Consider the following 17,416-nt stretch of genomic DNA (forward strand, 5'->3'; position numbering starts at 1 on the left):
GCTCGACCGAACGGACCGCAGTGACCATCGCTCCACCTCGCCCCGCCGCCGTGCACCGCAAGGTCGCGGCGGCGACCCTCGTCGGCACCACCCTCGAGTGGTACGACTTCATGCTCTACGGCACCGCCGCCGCGCTGATCTTCCGCGGCCAGTTCTTCCCCGAGCTGAGCCCCGCCGCGGGCACCCTCGCCTCGTTCAGCACCTTCGCTGTCGGCTTCGGCGCCCGGCCGCTCGGCGGCCTGGTGTTCGGGCACTTCGGTGACCGGCTCGGCCGGCGCAACACCCTGGTCGTGTCGCTGCTGCTGATGGGCATCGGGTCCACGCTGATCGGTGCGCTGCCCAACTACGACAGCATCGGCTTCTGGGCGCCGGTGCTGCTGGTGGTGCTGCGGCTGGTGCAGGGCATCGGGCTCGGCGGCGAAGGTGCGGGCGCGACGGTGCTGGCCGTCGAGCACGCCCCACGCGGACGACTCAACCGCTACGCCAGCTTCCCGCAGATGGGCACGCCGGCCGGGCTGATCCTGGCCAACGCGGTGTTCCTCGGTACCAGCGCGCTCCTGCCCGAGGACGCCTTCACCTCGTGGGGCTGGCGGATCCCGTTCCTGCTCAGCATGCTGCTCGTCGCGGTCGGGCTGGCGGTGCGGTTGGCGATCACCGAATCCGACGCCTACACCGACTTGGTGCACCGCGGCGAGATCTCGGCCTTCCCGCTGCGCGACGCGCTGCGCGTGGGTCCGGCCCGGCTGCTGCTCATCCTCGGCGCGGCCACCGCCACCGGCGCGGTGGTCTACCTGTTCATGGCGTTCAGCCTCACCTACGGCACGGCCCAGCTCGGCTTCGACCGCGACTTCCTGCTCGCCGGGGTGATCGCCGGATCGGTGCTGTGGTGCGCCACCATGCCGGTGTGGGGTGCGCTCGGTGACCGGTACGGCACCCATCGCGTCTTCCTGACCGGTACCGCGGTGCTCCTGGTCTGGAGCGCCCTCTACTTCCCGATCCTGAACACCGGTTCCCGGGCGGCCGCGCTGCTCGCCCTGCTGGGCATGGGCTTGGTGCTGCCGGTGAGCCACAGCGTCGGCGGCATCATCATCGCCGCCCTGTTCCCGCCGGCCGTCCGCTACTCCGGCACATCGCTGATCGTGCAGTTCTCGGTGATGCTCGGCGGCGGTTTCGCCCCCCTCATCGCCACCGCCCTGTGGTCGGCGGGATCGAGCTCCCTGCCGGTGACCGTCTACGCGATCGCGATCTGCGCGATGAGCCTGATCTGCACCTACGTGCTGTACTGGCGGCTACCGCGCCCGGCCGACCGCCTGAGCGGCTAGCGTTCGCTCGCGTCCGGGCGCAGGGGCGGGCAGCTGCCGCCGGGGATCGTCGCCAGCTCGAAATGCCACCATTCGTTGGCGTAGGTGCGACACAGTCCCCAGCGGTTGCCGTTGCGCTCGAGCCACTGCGCGCCCGCCTGCGGGCCCACGTCGACGGCCTGGCCGGAGACGTGCGTGGATTCCTCGGGCGGCAGCACCCACCGGCGGGCCTCCTCCGGGCTGCCGTAGGTGGCCAGCCCGTCCTCCCACAGCGCCTGCTGTTCGGCGGGCGTGCGGTAGCCGGAGGTGATCGACAGCGGCACCCCCTCGGCGTGGGCGGCCTGCTCCGCGAGGGTGTAGGCCACCGCCAGGGCGGGGTCGAGCCCGTCGGTGCCCGCCGCCGAGCCGAGCGCCTCCCGCTGCTCCCCCGGCGCCGCGGTCGCGGTGGCCGTGGCCAGCACGCCGGTGAGGACGACGGGACCGGCCAGCACGGCCGCGAGGGTTCGCCTGGTGATCACCTGGGGTCTCCGGGACATGGCGATCATGGTAGCCGGGGCGGAGCGGGTCGCTCGGCAGCCGGGCCGGTCGATCATCCGGGTCGGGCGGCGCGCCGGGGGCGGGCAGTGAACAGTCAGAGACAATCCACATATCCACAGGTCGCGGTGGATAACTCCGCCACTCGCGCGACACTCCGACAGTGACACGCCGACCGAATTGGCGTGTCGGACAGTTCCACTCGTCCGTGTCGCGACACACACCGTTCACCCCACCGCAATCTCGTTATATTTTCCTGTGCCACAACGCTTTTCAACAACCGTAAGGCACCCTATCGCGCCCACTAGGAGATCCCCCGGTAATCCACAGCTTTGAGAATTTCCACTGGAAAACCCCTTGTCCACATAGTTATCCAGTGTTGTGGATCACAACAGCATCGATTCGGCTACCAACCCTCGAGCCGCACACATCGACGTGACCAGCGAGGCCCGCGACACAGTGAGAGACCATCACGGCCGGCCGCTGCCCTCGAGACGCTGCACGGCTCGCGTGGTATCCCGCCGGTTAGCGCTTCGAGGCTTTCGGTCCGGCACGAACCGTACTTCCCCGCGCTGGTAACGTGAGTGCACGGATTCGATTCTGGGGCAAAGGACTTCCGTGATGCGAGCTGGTGCCGAGGTCTCCGTCGCCGAACTCGCGGCGGAGGTCGCCGCGCGCATCCCCGATGGGCGCCGCTATCTGTTGGGGATCACGGGTCCCCCGGCAGCCGGGAAGTCGACCCTGTCGGTGATCTTGGCCGCCGCCGTGAGTACCGAGCAGGCCATCCCGGCCGAGATCGCGCCGATGGACGGATTTCACAAGTCGTCCGCCGTACTCGACGCCGTCGGGGCGAGGCACCGCAAGGGTGAACCCGACACGTTCGACGTGGCCGGGTTCGTCGAACGGCTGCAGCTGTTACGCGCGACACCGCTCGGCCGCCGCGTGGCCTGGCCGATCTACGATAGACAACTGCACGATCCGGTGCCCGATGCCATCGTCTTCGTCGAGCAGCGTCTCGCCGTCGTGGAGGGCAACTACCTTCTCCTCGAGCAGCCCGGATGGTCGCTGGCCCGAGGAGAGTTGGACGAGGTGTGGTACCTCGATGCCGACGAGTCGGTCGTCCTCGAGCGGCTGACCGAGCGTCACCTGCGCGGCGGCAAAGCGCCCGACCAGGCACGGGCGAAGATCACCGACAGCGATCTGCCCAACGCCAGGACGATTGCGCGCACGCGGGATCGAGCGGACGTCGTTCTCCAGGAGATCGACGGTCGCTACCTCATCCATTCAGCTCGCTGAGTTCGCGCGCCCAGTTCCTGGTACCGAACGTCCGGCAGGACAGGGTCGACACCGCGGCCGCGCGGGTCAGCGCAGCCACGAAGTCACCCGTTCGGCGGAAATACGCGCAGAACGCGCCGTGCAGGATGTCGCCGGCTCCGAGCGTGTCGGCGTCTCCGCCCACCGGCGTGACCTGCACGGAGCCTCGCCGACCGCCTGCGGTGTACACGATCGCCTTCGGTCCGCGGGTGAGCGCGGCACATGTCGGCCCGCGGGCCCGAAGGTAATCCACCAGGGCCGTGGCATCGCCCTCGAACCCAGGCGGACGAAAGGCTTCGGAACAGATGGCCACGTCCACCAGAGGCAGCAGGTCCTCGTGAATCGGCTTCCAGCGACCCCCGTCGAGAACGACGGGCACACCCAACTCTTTGGCGCGCCGGGCCATTCCGATGGCCAGCTCGGGATGGTGGCCATCGACGAGCACGATCGAAGCCCGATCGACATGCTCGACGAGCTCGGTGGTGAACGGCGCGCGGGTCCGGGCCGCGTCGAGACCGACGATGGTGCGCGATTGTCCTTCGAGAGCGACCACGATGGAGGAGACGGGCGGTTGCTCGGCGCGCTCCGGCGTCACGTCGACCACGGTGACCCGGTGGGCGGCCAGGTCGTGACGAGCGACCTCGGTGAGCGGGTGGCGACCGAGGGCAGTGACCAACACCGTCGGCTCACCCGAGACGACCGCGCAGGCGACGGCCGCGTTGGCCGCGGGTCCCCCTGCCCCGAGAAATTGTTCCCGCGCCTGTGTTTTGGTGTCCTCCTCAGGATAGCGATCGACGGCATAGGCGATGTCGACAGTGGACAGGCCCACGAACAAGGCTGCGGTCACCCGGCGCTCCTTCTGGTCAGCGGGTCAGCAAGTGCTCGAGCGTGGCGGTCTGATCCGAGAACGTCCGCACCCCGATCACCGCGACGAACTCTCGGTCGGTGGCTCGTTCCTGCAAAGTTTGCCAATGCTTGGCCAGATACCAGCTCGCACCCGTCGTGCCACGGGCGCCAAGTCCAGCGCAGAAGAACCAGTACCTACCCGGATGGAGGTCCGGCGCAGGACGCACCCTGGCGATGATCCCGATGTTCCGATGGTCGTCGGACGAGTAGTGGTTGCCGTCTACGAGCTCGAGATGTTCGAGATACGCGCCGGCGGCCGGTGGGGAGTCACAGATGGCGAACAAGGGTTCGTCGCTGCTTTCGAGATACAGGTGGGTGCAATCGTTGGAGCTGAGACCGAAGCTGATGTAGGGCCGGTCGCATGCCACGACCACCTCGCGGTCGCTGTGGATCGACACGGAGATCCCGTCGTGTTGCTGAATCATCGACATCACATACAGCATGCCGCGCACATCGTTCTCCGCCATCGCTGTCGGGACATCTATGCGATGTGCGGTGCTGAACACGCTCGCGTGCTTGCTGAAAATGTGCTGGCGAGGAATTCCTGCCCTGCCGAGCACATCCACCGATCGCGTCGACAATTCGAAGGTGGGCACCACCAAGGTCACGCCGCGGGCGGCCATCTCGGCACCCAGAAACTCCTCGGGCCCAGCCTGGGCCCCGGCACCCGGCTTCGGCTCGGGGCTCAGGGCGTCGGCGGCAGAGAACAGTGCCGGGATCGACCAGCCGGGAAACATCAGGGCGAGTACTCGGCGGTGATGGTTCTGCGGGAGGCCCTTCACCTCGCCCGCCAACCAGTTGTAGAACTGCGCCCGCGACGGCGGCTCACCCCACCCGGCCGGCCCGAGCTCGGCCGCGTGCCTACGGTAGGCATCGCAGAAGTCTTTGTGGCTGGCCAGATGCCGCTCATCCAGCAGCATCTTCAGCACAGTTCCCACCCCGTCCCCTTCCCAACCGTTGATCCGGCGGGCCCGATCCTAATGCCGGCCTTCTGCGCGTGGACGGGATCGGACTGGACCGGACGAGATCGGACCGACATGGCGACGAGAGTGGACGCGTTGGCCAGGAACACTTTTCCTGTGGCAAATCCGCCCCACAAGTTCGGCGGTTGACCCTGCATCTCGTCCGCCGCCCATGGCCACGGAGGAACCGTGCTCACCCCAGTGTCCGATACCCCGATCAGCCGGTGCCAGTTCTACCGACGCGTATGCGCACTACCGGCGACTGTTCGTCCCGACACCGAGCGGATCGTGTTTCGCGCCGGTCCGGTCGGTGCGGTGACCATGCCCGCCGCGCTCGGCGGACAGGTGCGCTTGCATCTGCGACACCGCACACTCGGCGGCGGTCCGGTCATCTCGCATCCTCGATCCAAGCGCTGGACGTTCCTCGTCCAGCCCGATCTTCCCGACGATGTTCCGTTGTTCTGTGAGCTCTTCCGCCTCAATGTCCTGGTCGCCGCTGCGGGTGCGGAGGTCGCGCTGCCCTCACCCACGGTGAGAAGTGCTGGCTTCCGGCTGTGGGTGGACGAACCGACTCACCCGTTCCGCCCCTCGGGGCTCGCCGTCGTCGCCGCTGTCCGCGCGTGTGTCGATCCCGGATCGGTGCGAAGTGGCTGAGCCGAGCGTCGAGCACTCGACATGGTCGGGCGCGTCCGGTGCACGGTGGTCGGTCAGCAAGGGCACTGTCCGGGTGCGCGCCCTGGTCGATGAGCACGGCCGCGTCACCGCTCTGCCCGACCTACCGCTGGGCGAGTGCTTCGATCTCATGGACCGTGCCCTGTGGGAGCGCGTACGACTCGACTACGAATGCGAACGCGATACGAACCTGGCCGACGCCATACACCGCACCCGGCAGCGACTGCGGGCGGTCCGGAAGCAGCGTTGATCCGCTCACCACCGCGGTTCGCGACCGGAGATCGAAGCACTCCCCCGTCGAGCCCGACAGCCGGGGTGAGCGGTCCCGGCCGTCGGGCTCGGCGATGAGCGCGGGGCGTTGGTCGGGGACGAAACACATCCCCGGGTGGGCTCTCCCCGCGTGTGCAGGGAGCGAACAGCCCGACGCCACGCCGCTCGGGTGTTCCAGCCGTCGACCCCGTCCGGCTCGAACGGTTCGGCCGCGCGGCCGAACTGGTTCCCTTCGATCGGAACGGCGGGGGTTCGAGATCTTCCCGTGACGTTCCGCCCTCCAGGGTGCACCGCCGAACCCCGTTGCCGCTGCGGCGAATCGGCGGACATCCACCTGTCCGCACGACGCCCGGTGTGTCGCAACCGGTTCGGTGTCCGCGCGGATCGACACCCGCCGTCGACCGGGACTTCCCCTAGACCCGTTCCTTGGACCGGGTGCGCACGCGCAGCGCGATCGGCTTCTGGGTCTCGGCGAAGAAATCGTTGCCCTTGTCGTCGACGACGATGAAGGCCGGGAAGTCCTCGACCTCGATCTTCCAGACCGCCTCCATGCCGAGTTCGGGGTATTCGAGCACCTCGACGTTCTTGATGCAGTCCAGCGCCAGCCGCGCGGCCGGGCCGCCGATCGAGCCGAGGTAGAAACCACCGTGCTCCTTGCACGCCTTGGTGACCTGCGCCGAGCGGTTGCCCTTGGCGAGCATGACGTAGGAGCCGCCCGCCGCCTGGAACTGGTCGACGTAGGAGTCCATGCGTCCGGCGGTGGTGGGGCCGAACGAGCCGGAGGCGTAGCCCTCGGGCGTCTTGGCCGGGCCCGCGTAGTAGACGGCCATGTCGCGCATGTACTGCGGCATCGGCTCGCCGGCGTCGAGGCGTTCCTTGATCTTGGCGTGCGCGATGTCGCGGGCCACCACCAGCGGGCCGGTGAGCGAGAGGCGGGTCTTCACCGGGTATTTCGACAGTTCGGCGCGGATCTCCGACATCGGCCGGTTCAGGTCGATCTTCACCACGTCGCCGCCGAGGATCTCGTCGGTCTGCTCGGGCAGGTACTGGGCGGGCTCGCGCTCGAGCTGCTCGAGGAACACGCCCTCGGGGGTGATCTTGGCCAGCGCCTGGCGGTCGGCCGAGCAGGACACCGCGATGGCGACCGGGCAGCTGGCGCCGTGCCGGGGCAGGCGCACCACGCGCACGTCGTGGCAGAAGTACTTGCCGCCGAACTGCGCGCCGATGCCGAAGGACTGGGTCAGCTTGAAGACCTCCTCCTCCAGCGCCAGGTCGCGGAAGGCGTGCGCGGTCATCGAGCCCTCGGTGGGCAGATTGTCCAGGTAGTGCGCGGAGGCGTATTTGGCGGTCTTGAGCGCGAATTCGGCGCTGGTGCCGCCGATCACGACGGCCAGGTGGTAGGGCGGGCAGGCCGCGGTGCCCAGCGAGCGGATCTTCTCGTCCAGGAACTCCAGCATCCGCTCGGGGTTCAGGATGGCCTTGGTCTCCTGGTACAGGAACGACTTGTTGGCCGAGCCGCCGCCCTTGGCCATGAACAGGAACTTGTAGGACGGGTGCGCGGGATCGCCCTGGGTGGAGTACAACTCGACCTGCGCGGGCAGGTTGGTGCCGGTGTTCTTCTCCTCCCACATGGTCAACGGGGCCAGCTGGGAGTAGCGCAGGTTCAGCTTGGTGTAGGCGTCGAAGACGCCGCGGCTGATCCACTCGGCGTCGTCGACCCCGGTGAGCACGCCCTCGGACTTCTTGCCCATCACGATCGCGGTGCCGGTGTCCTGGCACATCGGCAGGATGCCGCCCGCGGAGATGTTGACGTTCTTGAGCAGGTCCAGCGCGACGAAGCGGTCGTTGCCGGAGGACTCCGGGTCGTCGATGATCTTGCGCAGCTGCGCCAGGTGCGCGGGGCGCAGGTAGTGGCTGATGTCGTGCATCGCCTCGGCGGTGAGCATCCGCAGCACCTCGGGGTCGACCTGCAGGAAGGTGCGACCGTTGTGCTCGAAGGTGCTGACGCCCTCGGTGGTCAGCAGCCGGTACGGCGTGTCGTCGGCGCCGATCGGCAGCAGATCTGAATAGCGGAACTCCGGGGCGGTCACGGATCGCACTCCTTCGGGTGGGACGTCGGCTCGCGCGGACCCGTCCGGCGCGGGTCGAGGCGGCCCTTGACCCGAGCCCGGCTGGTCACAAGCAGAGCGAAGCCTAACCAGGACGGTTGACCGCCTTCGGAGTTAGGCAACCCTTTGTGATCGACGGTTGCGGTGGCCACCGTCGGGTGCTACCTGTCGACTGACGCGAGCCGCCCGCAGGGCAGTCCTGACGACGCGTCGGAGTGTGGAGGCTGTGCCGTGAGCGAACCCCGGTGGCTCGACGAGGTCGAGATGCGCGCCTGGCTGGGCTTCGTGCGCACCCGCGACACCATCGCGGCCGCGGTCGGGCGCGATTCCTTCCGCGAGTCGAACCTCACCTACGTCGAGTACTCGGTACTGGCGTATCTGGCCGAGCCCGAGGACAACCGGCTGACCTTCGCGGAGCTGGCCGCGAAGCTGGAGTGGTCGCAGAGCAGGCTCTCCCACCAGATCACCCGGATGAACAAGCGCGGGCTGGTCGAGCGCGAGCCGATCCCCGACGATGCCCGGCGCACCGCGGCCCGGCTCACCCCGCTGGGCGAACAGGTGCTGGCCGCCGCGGCGCCCGCGCACGTGCGCAGCGTGCGGCGGCACATGATCGACGTCCTCGACCGCGATCAGCTCACCGCGCTGGCCGACATCTACGACACGCTGCTCGCCCACCACCGGAAGCTGCCGCCGCGGAACTGACGGCAGGCGCCGGTCGGCAGGGGATCAGGCGGTGGCCGCCGTGGCGACGGTCGAGGCGGGCACGCCCAGCGCCCGCTCGAAGCCCTCGGGCACGACGATGTCGCCGCGGTCGAGGTCGGTGACCTTGGTCTTGCGCAGGCCCAGCAGCGCCGAATCGATGCCGCCGCGCAGGATGTCGAGCACGTTCTCCACGCCGGCCTGTCCGTTGGCGGCCAGGCCCCACAGGTAGGCGCGGCCGATCATCACCGCGCGCGCACCCAACGCGACCGCCTTGACCACGTCGCTGCCGCGGCGGATGCCGCCGTCGAGCAGCACCTCGATCTCGTGCCCGACGGTGTCGGCGATGACGGGCAGCGCCCGCACCGCGGCCGGGGTGCCGTCGAGGTTGTTGCCGCCGTGGTTGGACACCGAGATCGCGGCGACGCCCGCGTCCACCGCGCGGCGCGCGTCGTCCACCCGGATCACGCCCTTGAGCATCACCGGGCCGTTCCACTGCTCGCAGATCCAGGCCACGTCGTCCCAATCGGGGGCGGGCGTACCCATCCACTGGCCGTAGGCGCCGAAGAAGCCCGGCGCGGGCCCGCCGCCGACGGACATGTTCGGGGCGGTGAGGTCGGGGATGCGCCCCGACTTGGCGTAGGTGGCCAGCCAGCGCGGCCGCACCAGGGTCTGCGGCGCGAACTTCAGCATGGTCTTGAGGTCGAGCTTCTCGGGGATCTCCGGGCTGCCCCAGTCGCGGCCGTGCGAGAACGACCAGTCCAGGGTGAGGATCAGCCCGACCGCGCCCGCGGCGGCCGCGCGCGCCATCCGCTCGCTGATCTCGTCCTTGCTGCCGCACCAGTAGAGCTGGAAGAAGGTGGCCGGATTGGCCGCCACCACCTCCTCGATCGGCTTGCTGGCGAACGAGCTCAGCCCCATCGCGATCCCGCGCGCCGCGGCAGCGCGGGCGACTGCCACCTCACCGTCGGGGTGCACGGCCTGCACCCCGGTCGGTGAGATCAGCACCGGCATCGAGATCTGCTGCCCCAGTACGGTGGTCGACTGGTCACGCTCCCCGATCGGACCGGCGACGTGCGGGGCGAAGCCGAGTTCGGTGAAGGCGCGCTCGTTGTCGGCGATGGTCTGACCGCGCTCGGAACCGGCGATCAGCGCGCCGTACACCGACTTCGGCAGCCGCTTCTTCGCACGCCGTTGCGCCTCGGCGACGGTCTCGAACCACGCGTTCATGGGGAAGTCCTCTCCTGGGTCGTCTCCGGCCACCAGTGCCGGGTCTTGTCGAACAAGTCGTCGCCGAGCGCGGCCAGCAATGCGCGGCCGTGCTCGGCGTCGGCGCCGGTGGGGTCGCCGAGCACGCCGTTGCCGCTCACCGCGCGCACTCCGCCCGCGCGCAGCAGGGGCAGGATCTCCGGCAGCGGGCGGGTGTCGCCCGGTTCGGCGCGGTCCATCCGCACCCGGTGCGGGGTCAGCGCCAATTGCAGGGCGGTCTCGGCGCGTCCGGCGTGCGCGTCGCCCCGCCACCGCGGCAGATACACCCGCACGTCACGTGACTCCGAGCGCAGCAGGGCCTGGGCCCGGTGCAGCGGCTCGAGGTTGCCGCCGTGCCCGCTCACCAGCAGTATCCGGGCGAAGGTGTCGGTCGCCGAGCGGCACAGCTCCACCACCAGCAGTTCGAGCGCGCGCTGCCCGATCGAGAGGGTGCCGGGAAAACCGGCGTGCTCGCCGCTCGAGCCGTACGGGACCGGCGGTGCGACCAGCACGTCGCCGCGACGGGCGGCCAGTTCCGCGCACAGCGCCACGGCGATGTCGGTGTCGGTGGACAGCGGCAGGTGCGGGCCGTGTTGCTCGGTGGCGCCGAAGGGGATGGCCAGGATCACTCCGGCGGCCGCGCATACGCCCGCCTCCGGAGATGTGATGTCCGCCATCATGGCGCCGACAGTAACGTCAGTCAGTGACAAAATCAATAGCGACGGTGGCTGCCATAATCGGTGGGTGACGACCACCCGGGCGGGCCGCCCACGCGGCACCACCAAGCGCGACCTCGAGCTCATCGCCATGCGCTTGTTCACCGAACAGGGCTTCGACAACACGACGGTCGAAGACATCGCCGCCGCCGCGGGCATCAGCGGCCGCACCTTCTTCCGCTACTTCCCCAGCAAGGCCGAGGTGCTCTGGCACCAGTTCGACGCCGAGGTCGACGCGCTGCGCACGGCCTTCGCCACGGTGCCCGACGAGCTGCCGATGATGACGGCGGTGCGCCGAGTCGTGGTGAACGCCAACACCTATCGCGCCGAGGACGTCGCCGAACTGCGCACCCGGATGCACCTGGTCGCCACCGTGCCCGCGCTCGCGGCCACCGCGGGCCCGCACTACGACGCCTGGGAGCGCGCGGTGAGCGCGTTCGCCGCGCGACGGCTCGGCGAGCCGGAGGACGCCCTGGTGCCGCTGGCGGTGGGCCGCACCACCCTCGCCGCGGCCCGCGCCGCCTTCGACGCCTGGCTGCGCAACGCCGATGCGGACCTCACCGTCTACCTGGATCAGGCCCTGTCGGCGCTCGAGCGCGGCTTCGCGACGGACAGGTGAACTCCGGGCGAGCAAACCCCAGGTTTGGGCCGCGAGCACCATGGGGTATGACTAGGCTCGGGCTCGGCCACGTCCGAGTGCACCAGTGTGACCGTCTCACCCGTCGAAAGGGGCTGGAATTTCCATGTCCGAGGTGTCCATGAGCCTTTCGGCGGAGTCTCTTCCCGCGGGCCCGGTCGACAACCTGCTGCCCCAGCTCGTGGAGCACCTGCGGCAGAACCGCACCGCACTGCGCGAGGAGTGGGCGCGGCGCATCACCGACGCCCAGCTGCTCACCGCCATGACCCCGGAAGAGATCTTCTCCGAGGCCACCTCCATCTACGACAACTACGTCGAGGTGCTCGAGACCGGCAGCGTCGAGGCACTCCAGGCCTACGCCCGCGACCTGTCCGAACGCATCATCCCCCGGGGCGTGGAGACCGACGAGGTCATCGGCATCGTGCTGCTGCTGCGCGACGTGCTCGCGCGCTCGCTGTTCGAGAAGTACCAGTCCAACTTCGAACTGCTCAACCACGTCCTCGACGCCTACGAACCCGCCGCCAACCGCATCGCGAGCACCGTGGCGATCTCCTTCGTGCAGGAGCGCGAGCGCGTCATCCGCCAGCAGCAGGAGGCCATCCGCGAGCTGTCCACGCCGGTGCTGCAGGTGCGCGAGCAGCTGCTGATCCTGCCGATCATCGGCGTGCTCGACAGCCAGCGCGCCCGCCAGCTCACCGAGCAACTGTTGCGCGCCATCCGAGCGAACCGTGCCAAGGTCGTCGTCATCGACATCACCGGCGTGCCGACGATCGACTCGACGGTCGCCAACCACCTGGTCCAGACCGTCGACGCGTCGGGCCTGATGGGCGCGAGCGTGATCATCACCGGCTTGTCCTCGGAGATCGCGCTGACGCTGGTGACGATCGGGCTGGACCTGTCGAAGATGAACGCCGTCGGCGACCTGCAGGGCGGCATCGAGGAGGCCGAGCGGCTGCTCGGCTACGAAGTCACCCGGGTGACCGACCGGTCCATCGAACGCGACGGGCGCTGAGCGGTCACCGATGCCCGTACCCATCCTCAAGCAAGGCACCTATTTGATCGCGTCGGTCCAATCCGCATTGACCGACGCGGACACCGAGCGCCTACAGGACGACCTGATGAAACAGGTCAGCAAATACCGGGCGCACGGCATCATCGTCGACGTCACCGCGATCGATGTGATGGACTCCTTCGCCGCGCGGTCGCTGCGCACCATCGCGCACATGACGCAGTTGCGCGGCGCGGAGACCGTCATCGTCGGGCTGCAACCCGAAGTCGCCTTCGCCATGGTGCAACTCGGACTCACCTTCGAGGACATGCACACCGCCCTCGACCTCGAGGAGGGGCTGGCGTGGCTGGAGCGCAAGTCCGCCAGACGTCGCCAGCGAGATGGTCGTGACAGTGGCCGCTGAGAACGTCGTGATCGTGGTCAAGATGTCGGAGGACATCGTGACCGCTCGGCAGGCCGGACGGGAGCTGGCGGCCGAACTCGGCTTCTCCCTCACCGACCGCACCATGATCTCGACGGCCATCTCCGAAATCGCCCGCAACATCACCAGTTACGCAGGAACCGGCGAGATCCGCCTGCTCGTGGACGACCGCGAGGGCAGGCGGGCGCTGATCGTGCAGGCCGAGGACCAGGGCCCGGGCATCCGCGACATCGCCCGCGCGCTCGAGGACGGTTACTCCACCGGACGCGGTCTCGGCCTGGGCCTACCCGGCGCACGCCGCCTGATGGACCGGCTCACCATCGATTCCGCGCCCGGTCGCGGCACGTTGGTGGAGATGTGGAAGTGGGTACCCAACGGTGCATGAGGACGGGCTCATCGGCCGGGTCGAATGGGCGGTGGCCGGTCGGGCACTGCCGGGACAGCAACTCTCCGGCGACCGCGGTGTGGTGCTCGACGCGGGCGGCGGCACCGCGTTGATGGCGGTCATCGACGGACTCGGGCACGGCGCCGCGGCGGCCGACGCCACCGACCGCGCGGTGCGGGTGCTCACCGAGAACCGCGGCGAGCCACTGGATGTGCTCATGGTGCTGTGCCATCGGGCGATGTCGGACACCCGGGGCGCGGCGGTGTCGCTGGCGCTCTTCGACGAGGACGCGATCCACTGGCTCGGCGTCGGCAACGTCGAATCCCGGGTGCTCACCGCGGGTCCGGCCGGGCTGGCGGTCCGCGCGACCGCGCTGCTGACCGGCGGCATCGTCGGCTATCGACTGCCGCCCACGCTGCAACCGCAGACCGTGCGGGTGCGGGCGGGTGATCTGTTATTGATGGCCACCGACGGCATCGTGGCCGAGGCGGCCGAGGGCATCGACCTGGCCAAGTCCACCGCCGACATCACCGGCGACCTGCTGGCCCGCTACGCCAAAGACACCGACGACGCGCTCGTGCTGGCCGCGCGCAGTCGCGGCAGCAGCAACGGCGGCGGTGGCTTCCGATGAGCGAGGCGCTGCCCGGCTTTCTCGACGACTACACCGAAGCGCTTCGGCGGCACCTGGATTCGCCCACCCACGACACCCTCACCGAGGGCTACGACCTGGGCAGGCGGGCGCTGGTGGAGGGCATCAGCCTGCTCGACCTCACCGAACACCACTTCCGGCTGGCCGCCGAGGCCGAACGCGCCGCCGCCGATCCGCGCGTCGCCGAGACCGCACTGGAGTTCCTGCTGCAGACGCTGGCCGCGCTCGACATCGCCACCCGCGGCTACCTCGACGGCACCCGCCGCTACGAACAGCAGCGCTCCCGCGCCGACGACCTGGCAGGCCGCGACGCCTTCCGCACCGCCCTGGTCGAGTCGTTGCAGGACGGCTTCTTCGTCGCCGACGCCACCGGCGCCATCATCGAAGTGAACTCGGCCTTCGGCGCGCTCACCGGCTACGGGGCCGCCGGGCTGCCCTATCCACTGCCGCACCCGTGGTCGCTGCCGGACGGGCCACGCTACCCCGACCTGGGCACCGAGGCCTCCCGGTTCGTGCTGCCGATCCGGCACCGCGACGGACGCAGGCTGTGGCTGGCGGTGAGCACCAGCGCGCTGGTCAAGCCGGAGAACAACGAGCTGGTCTACGTCGGCACCATCCGCGACGTCACCGCCGAACACGACGCGCAGGCCCGCGACCAGGCCGCCTCCCGGCTGGCGACCGCGGTCGGCGCGGCGACCACGGTGGTGGAGGTGCTCTCGGTCGGGCTGGACGAACTGCGCGGCACCGTCGGCGCGGAAGCCGCCGTCGTGATGGTCTGGCCCACCCGCAACGGGGCGCCCGAGGTGTACGTCTCCGGGGAGGCGGGTGCCGACGCCGCCGACGACACCACCCGTCGGTTGCTCGACCGTGCCCGCCGCCGACCACCGCGCAGCCTGTCGGCCATCCCCGAACAGGCCGACAGCTCCGAGGGCATCGTGGCACCGCTGGGCGAAACCGGCGATGCCGCACTGTGGTTGCGCTTCGCCGCCCCGCGCGCGATCAGCAGCGCGGACTGGACGTTGTTCTCCCTGCTGATCGGTCATCTCAGCGTCGCGGTGCAGCGGGCACGCAACTTCGATCAGGCCCGCGCCACCTCGCTGACACTCCAGCGGGCGATGCTCGGCCCGATCGAGCTGCCGCCCCGGTTCTCGGTGCACTACGAGCCCGCGCTGCCGCCGCTCGAGATCGGCGGCGACTGGTACGACGTGGTGCCGCTGCGCGACGGCACCATCGGCGTGGTCGTCGGCGACTGTGTCGGGCGCGGGCTGTCGGCGGCGGTGGTGATGGGCCAGCTGCGCACCGCGGGCCGTGCCCTGCTGCTGCGCGGCGCCGGGCCCGCCCAGTTGCTGGCCGAACTCGACACCGTGGCCGCGCGCATTCCGGGGGCCATGTGCACGACCGCCTGTGTGGCCGTGCTGGATCCGGTGCGCGGCATCGTCCGCTACAGCAGCGCCGGGCACATGCCGCCGATCCTGGCCGAGGTGGGCAAGCCCGGCAGGTTGCTCGAAGGCGGCCGTTCGGTGCCGCTGGCGACCTTCGAGATGCCGCGCCGCCCCGAGGCCACCACCGCCCTGGCGCCCGGCTCGACGCTGGTGTTGTTCACCGACGGCCTGGTCGAACAGCGCGGCGTCGACATCGACGAGGGCTTCGCCAAGATCTGCGCGGTGCTGGCCGACACCGGCGGCAGGCTGCCGCGCGAGGTCGCCGACGCGGTGCTGCGGGAACTCAGCCCGGCCGCCGGATACGACGACGACGTCGCCATGGTGGTCTACCGGCAGCCGCCCGCGCCACTGCACCTGCGGGTGCCCGCCGAGGCCACCCGGCTCTCGGCGCTGCGCCGCACCCTCCAGGCGTGGTTCTCCGCCGCCGCCGTCCCGCACGACCTGGCCGCCGACCTGGTGGCCGCGGCGAACGAGGCGTGCAGCAACAGCATCGAACACGCCTACCGCGCCGCCGCCGACAGCGGCGAGGTGGTCGATCTGGCGGCCCGGATCGAACTCGACCCCGACGGTGACACCGAACGTCTCGTCATCGAGGTCGTCGACACCGGCACCTGGCAGCCCCGCTCCCCCGACCCCGGCTACCGCGGCCGCGGTCTGGACATGATGCGCGCGCTCACCGAGGAACTCGACATCGACCATTCCGGCCCGGGCACCCGCGTCCGCATGTCGGTGACGCTGCCCGCGATCAAATCACCGGTGGCGAACCCGCTGCGCGGCACCCAGCGCCGCTCCGGCTGACCGCGCTCAGGGCCGCGCGGCCTCCGCGAGCCCGAACTGCGCGCACACCAACAGCGCGAGTTCGAGTTCGAGCCGATTGACCGTGAGCGAATGTCCCAGCAGCTCTTCGGCTTTGCGGACCCGGTAGTGCACGGTGTTCTTGTGCACGTGCATGCGGGCGGCGGCGTCGGTGAGCGAACCGCGCGCGTCCAGGTAGACCTGCGCGGTGTCGCGCAGCCGCGCGGTGGATTCGTCGTCGCGCATGAGATCGCCGAGCACGCGCTGCGCCCACGCCTTCACCTCCGGCAGCCGGTCGAGCAGCAGCGAGGCCACCGAGACCCGCGAGTACAACGTCAGTTCTCGCACGCGCGGCGCCGCCACCGCGACCGCCCGGGCGGCGCTCGCGTCGAGGAAGGTGCGCCGGAAGCCCGCCAGCCCCGAATCGCGCTCCCCCACCGCCATGCGCAGTCCGGGATGTCTGCGCAGGCTCGCTTCCAGTGCGTCGACGTCGAGCACCGGTTTGCCCGCCGAGGAGATCCAGGCCCAGCAGTTGTGCTCGTCGACCAGGATCGTCAGCGGGCGTTTGCCGGTCGCGGCGGACAGCAGTTCCACCCCGGCGCGCAGCAGGGTTTCGGAGGCCGCGGTGCCCGGCGGGGTCCAGATGATGGCGGCCAGATGCCAACCGCGCAGCGAGGTTCCGAGCATCTGCTCGGCCGAGGCCAGGTCCAGGCCCTCGCCGTCGAGGACGGCCCGGACCTGCGCGGCGCGGGTGGCGTCGGAGCGGGCGTCCCAGCGCTGCCGTTCGTTCTCGTAGATATCGATGACGCCCTCGAGCACCCGGTCGATGTAGCGGTTGACCATCTCGGCGATGTGGCTCGTGGTCGCCAGGGCCAGTTCGGCGGTGGGCCCCAGCTCGCCGAGCGCGGTGATCGCCCGTTGCAGGAACATGTGCTCGCCCAGGCGATACGCCCGCACCAGCGCCTCCAAGGACATGCCGTGCTGGGCGAAGCGGCGCGCGTATTCGGCGGCCGCCGGCGGCACGGACACCTCGTCGAAGGAGATGCTCAGCGCCAGCAGATCCATGATGGCCGAGAGGTTTCCGCCGGTGCTGGCCACCATCAGCCTGCGCACCTCGTCGTCGTGGCGGAATTCCGGGATCATCTCGACGAACATGCCGGTCATCTCGTCGAGCAGCCGGGGGTAATCGGCGTGCACGCGCTCGGCGACCGCGCGCACGAGCGGTTCGACCTCGACTGTCATGCCGGGGACCATACCCCGGCCGCGGGCCGCTGCCCGCCGGTCCGGCGGGCTTTTGTGCCGGTGGCACAGCGGCGGCCCGATTTTCTGGGGCGGCGGCCCGTAGCCG

At 69.9% G+C, this 17,416-nt stretch carries 18 protein-coding genes; 11 read left to right on the forward strand and 7 right to left on the reverse strand.

Annotation, left to right across the window (positions count from 1 at the left end; genetic code table 11):
* The first annotated feature begins 20 nt into the window (after window positions 1-20).
* Window positions 21-1,322 carry an MFS transporter gene (locus CRM89_RS09130; protein ID WP_098083743.1) on the forward strand — a complete coding sequence of 434 codons (1,302 nt, stop codon included), beginning with the start codon at window positions 21-23 and terminating at the stop codon, window positions 1,320-1,322.
* Here the strand turns inward: CRM89_RS09130 and CRM89_RS09135 are convergent.
* Complete coding sequence (locus CRM89_RS09135; RefSeq protein ID WP_041561080.1) at window positions 1,319-1,837, reverse strand: M15 family metallopeptidase; 519 nt, start codon at window positions 1,835-1,837, stop codon at window positions 1,319-1,321. The two genes, CRM89_RS09130 and CRM89_RS09135, sit on opposite strands and share 4 nt — an antisense overlap.
* Before the next feature lie 619 nt (window positions 1,838-2,456).
* On the opposite strand from CRM89_RS09135, the gene CRM89_RS09140 reads away from it, so the two are divergent.
* Entirely contained in the window at window positions 2,457-3,131 is a 675-nt protein-coding gene (locus tag CRM89_RS09140; RefSeq protein WP_041560193.1) for a nucleoside/nucleotide kinase family protein, read from the forward strand.
* Here CRM89_RS09140 and CRM89_RS09145 read toward each other — a convergent pair.
* A complete protein-coding gene (locus tag CRM89_RS09145) occupies window positions 3,112-3,996 on the reverse strand; it encodes a PfkB family carbohydrate kinase (RefSeq protein ID WP_060590661.1) in 885 nt (294 codons plus the stop codon). The two genes, CRM89_RS09140 and CRM89_RS09145, sit on opposite strands and share 20 nt — an antisense overlap.
* A 16-nt stretch (window positions 3,997-4,012) precedes the next feature.
* Complete coding sequence (locus CRM89_RS09150; protein WP_041560194.1) at window positions 4,013-4,984, reverse strand: hypothetical protein; 972 nt, start codon at window positions 4,982-4,984, stop codon at window positions 4,013-4,015.
* Window positions 4,985-5,332: 348 nt separating this feature from the next.
* Between CRM89_RS09150 and CRM89_RS09155 the strand changes: the two genes are divergently transcribed.
* Window positions 5,333-5,671, forward strand: coding sequence for a DNA-directed RNA polymerase subunit beta (locus CRM89_RS09155; RefSeq protein ID WP_228792009.1), 339 nt, complete (start codon window positions 5,333-5,335; stop codon window positions 5,669-5,671).
* Window positions 5,664-5,939, forward strand: a complete 276-nt coding sequence (locus CRM89_RS09160) for a hypothetical protein (protein ID WP_127516106.1) — start codon at window positions 5,664-5,666, stop codon at window positions 5,937-5,939. The genes CRM89_RS09155 and CRM89_RS09160 overlap by 8 nt, the downstream gene beginning before the upstream one ends.
* A 433-nt stretch (window positions 5,940-6,372) precedes the next feature.
* Here CRM89_RS09160 and CRM89_RS09165 read toward each other — a convergent pair whose 3' ends face one another.
* The gene (locus tag CRM89_RS09165) at window positions 6,373-8,049 is read right to left on the reverse strand and encodes a fumarate hydratase (RefSeq protein ID WP_011209738.1); all 1,677 of its coding nucleotides are present in this window, start codon (window positions 8,047-8,049) and stop codon (window positions 6,373-6,375) included.
* Between the two features lie 249 nt (window positions 8,050-8,298).
* Here CRM89_RS09165 and CRM89_RS09170 point away from each other — a divergent pair, with 249 nt between their 5' ends.
* Complete coding sequence (locus CRM89_RS09170) at window positions 8,299-8,769, forward strand: MarR family winged helix-turn-helix transcriptional regulator (protein ID WP_011209739.1); 471 nt, start codon at window positions 8,299-8,301, stop codon at window positions 8,767-8,769.
* A gap of 24 nt (window positions 8,770-8,793) precedes the next feature.
* Here the strand turns inward: CRM89_RS09170 and mftD are convergent, their stop codons facing one another.
* Together mftD and mftE are read right to left on the reverse strand one after the other, a co-directional pair.
* Window positions 8,794-9,996, reverse strand: a complete 1,203-nt coding sequence (gene mftD / locus CRM89_RS09175) for a pre-mycofactocin synthase MftD (RefSeq protein WP_011209740.1) — start codon at window positions 9,994-9,996, stop codon at window positions 8,794-8,796.
* Window positions 9,993-10,694 (reverse strand): mycofactocin biosynthesis peptidyl-dipeptidase MftE, encoded by a 702-nt coding sequence (gene mftE, locus CRM89_RS09180; protein WP_098083745.1) that lies wholly within the window; start codon window positions 10,692-10,694, stop codon window positions 9,993-9,995. The genes mftD and mftE overlap by 4 nt, the downstream gene beginning before the upstream one ends.
* Before the next feature lie 64 nt (window positions 10,695-10,758).
* Between mftE and mftR the strand changes: the two genes are divergently transcribed.
* The 6 genes from mftR to CRM89_RS09210 all read left to right on the forward strand — a co-directional run bounded on the left by mftR (window position 10,759) and on the right by CRM89_RS09210 (window position 16,071).
* Window positions 10,759-11,349 carry a mycofactocin system transcriptional regulator gene (mftR, locus tag CRM89_RS09185; RefSeq protein ID WP_098083746.1) on the forward strand — a complete coding sequence of 197 codons (591 nt, stop codon included), beginning with the start codon at window positions 10,759-10,761 and terminating at the stop codon, window positions 11,347-11,349.
* Between the two features lie 124 nt (window positions 11,350-11,473).
* Window positions 11,474-12,379: an STAS domain-containing protein gene (locus CRM89_RS09190; protein WP_041560197.1), complete on the forward strand. Its 906-nt coding sequence runs from the start codon at window positions 11,474-11,476 to the stop codon at window positions 12,377-12,379.
* A 10-nt stretch (window positions 12,380-12,389) separates the two neighbouring features.
* Window positions 12,390-12,779 carry an STAS domain-containing protein gene (locus tag CRM89_RS09195; RefSeq protein WP_011209744.1) on the forward strand — a complete coding sequence of 130 codons (390 nt, stop codon included), beginning with the start codon at window positions 12,390-12,392 and terminating at the stop codon, window positions 12,777-12,779.
* Window positions 12,757-13,182 carry an ATP-binding protein gene (locus CRM89_RS09200; RefSeq protein WP_041560198.1) on the forward strand — a complete coding sequence of 142 codons (426 nt, stop codon included), beginning with the start codon at window positions 12,757-12,759 and terminating at the stop codon, window positions 13,180-13,182. The genes CRM89_RS09195 and CRM89_RS09200 overlap by 23 nt, the downstream gene beginning before the upstream one ends.
* Window positions 13,175-13,813, forward strand: a complete 639-nt coding sequence (locus tag CRM89_RS09205) for a SpoIIE family protein phosphatase (RefSeq protein ID WP_011209746.1) — start codon at window positions 13,175-13,177, stop codon at window positions 13,811-13,813. Before CRM89_RS09200 ends, CRM89_RS09205 begins: the two co-directional genes overlap by 8 nt.
* Complete coding sequence (locus CRM89_RS09210; RefSeq protein ID WP_011209747.1) at window positions 13,810-16,071, forward strand: SpoIIE family protein phosphatase; 2,262 nt, start codon at window positions 13,810-13,812, stop codon at window positions 16,069-16,071. Before CRM89_RS09205 ends, CRM89_RS09210 begins: the two co-directional genes overlap by 4 nt.
* 6 nt (window positions 16,072-16,077) lie before the next feature.
* Here the strand turns inward: CRM89_RS09210 and CRM89_RS09215 are convergent, their stop codons facing one another.
* Window positions 16,078-17,310 (reverse strand): CdaR family transcriptional regulator, encoded by a 1,233-nt coding sequence (locus CRM89_RS09215; RefSeq protein ID WP_228800417.1) that lies wholly within the window; start codon window positions 17,308-17,310, stop codon window positions 16,078-16,080.
* Between the last annotated feature and the right edge of the window lie 106 nt (window positions 17,311-17,416).

The sequence above is a fragment of the Nocardia sp. FDAARGOS_372 genome (assembly GCF_002554515.1).
Taxonomy (GTDB): domain Bacteria; phylum Actinomycetota; class Actinomycetes; order Mycobacteriales; family Mycobacteriaceae; genus Nocardia; species Nocardia farcinica.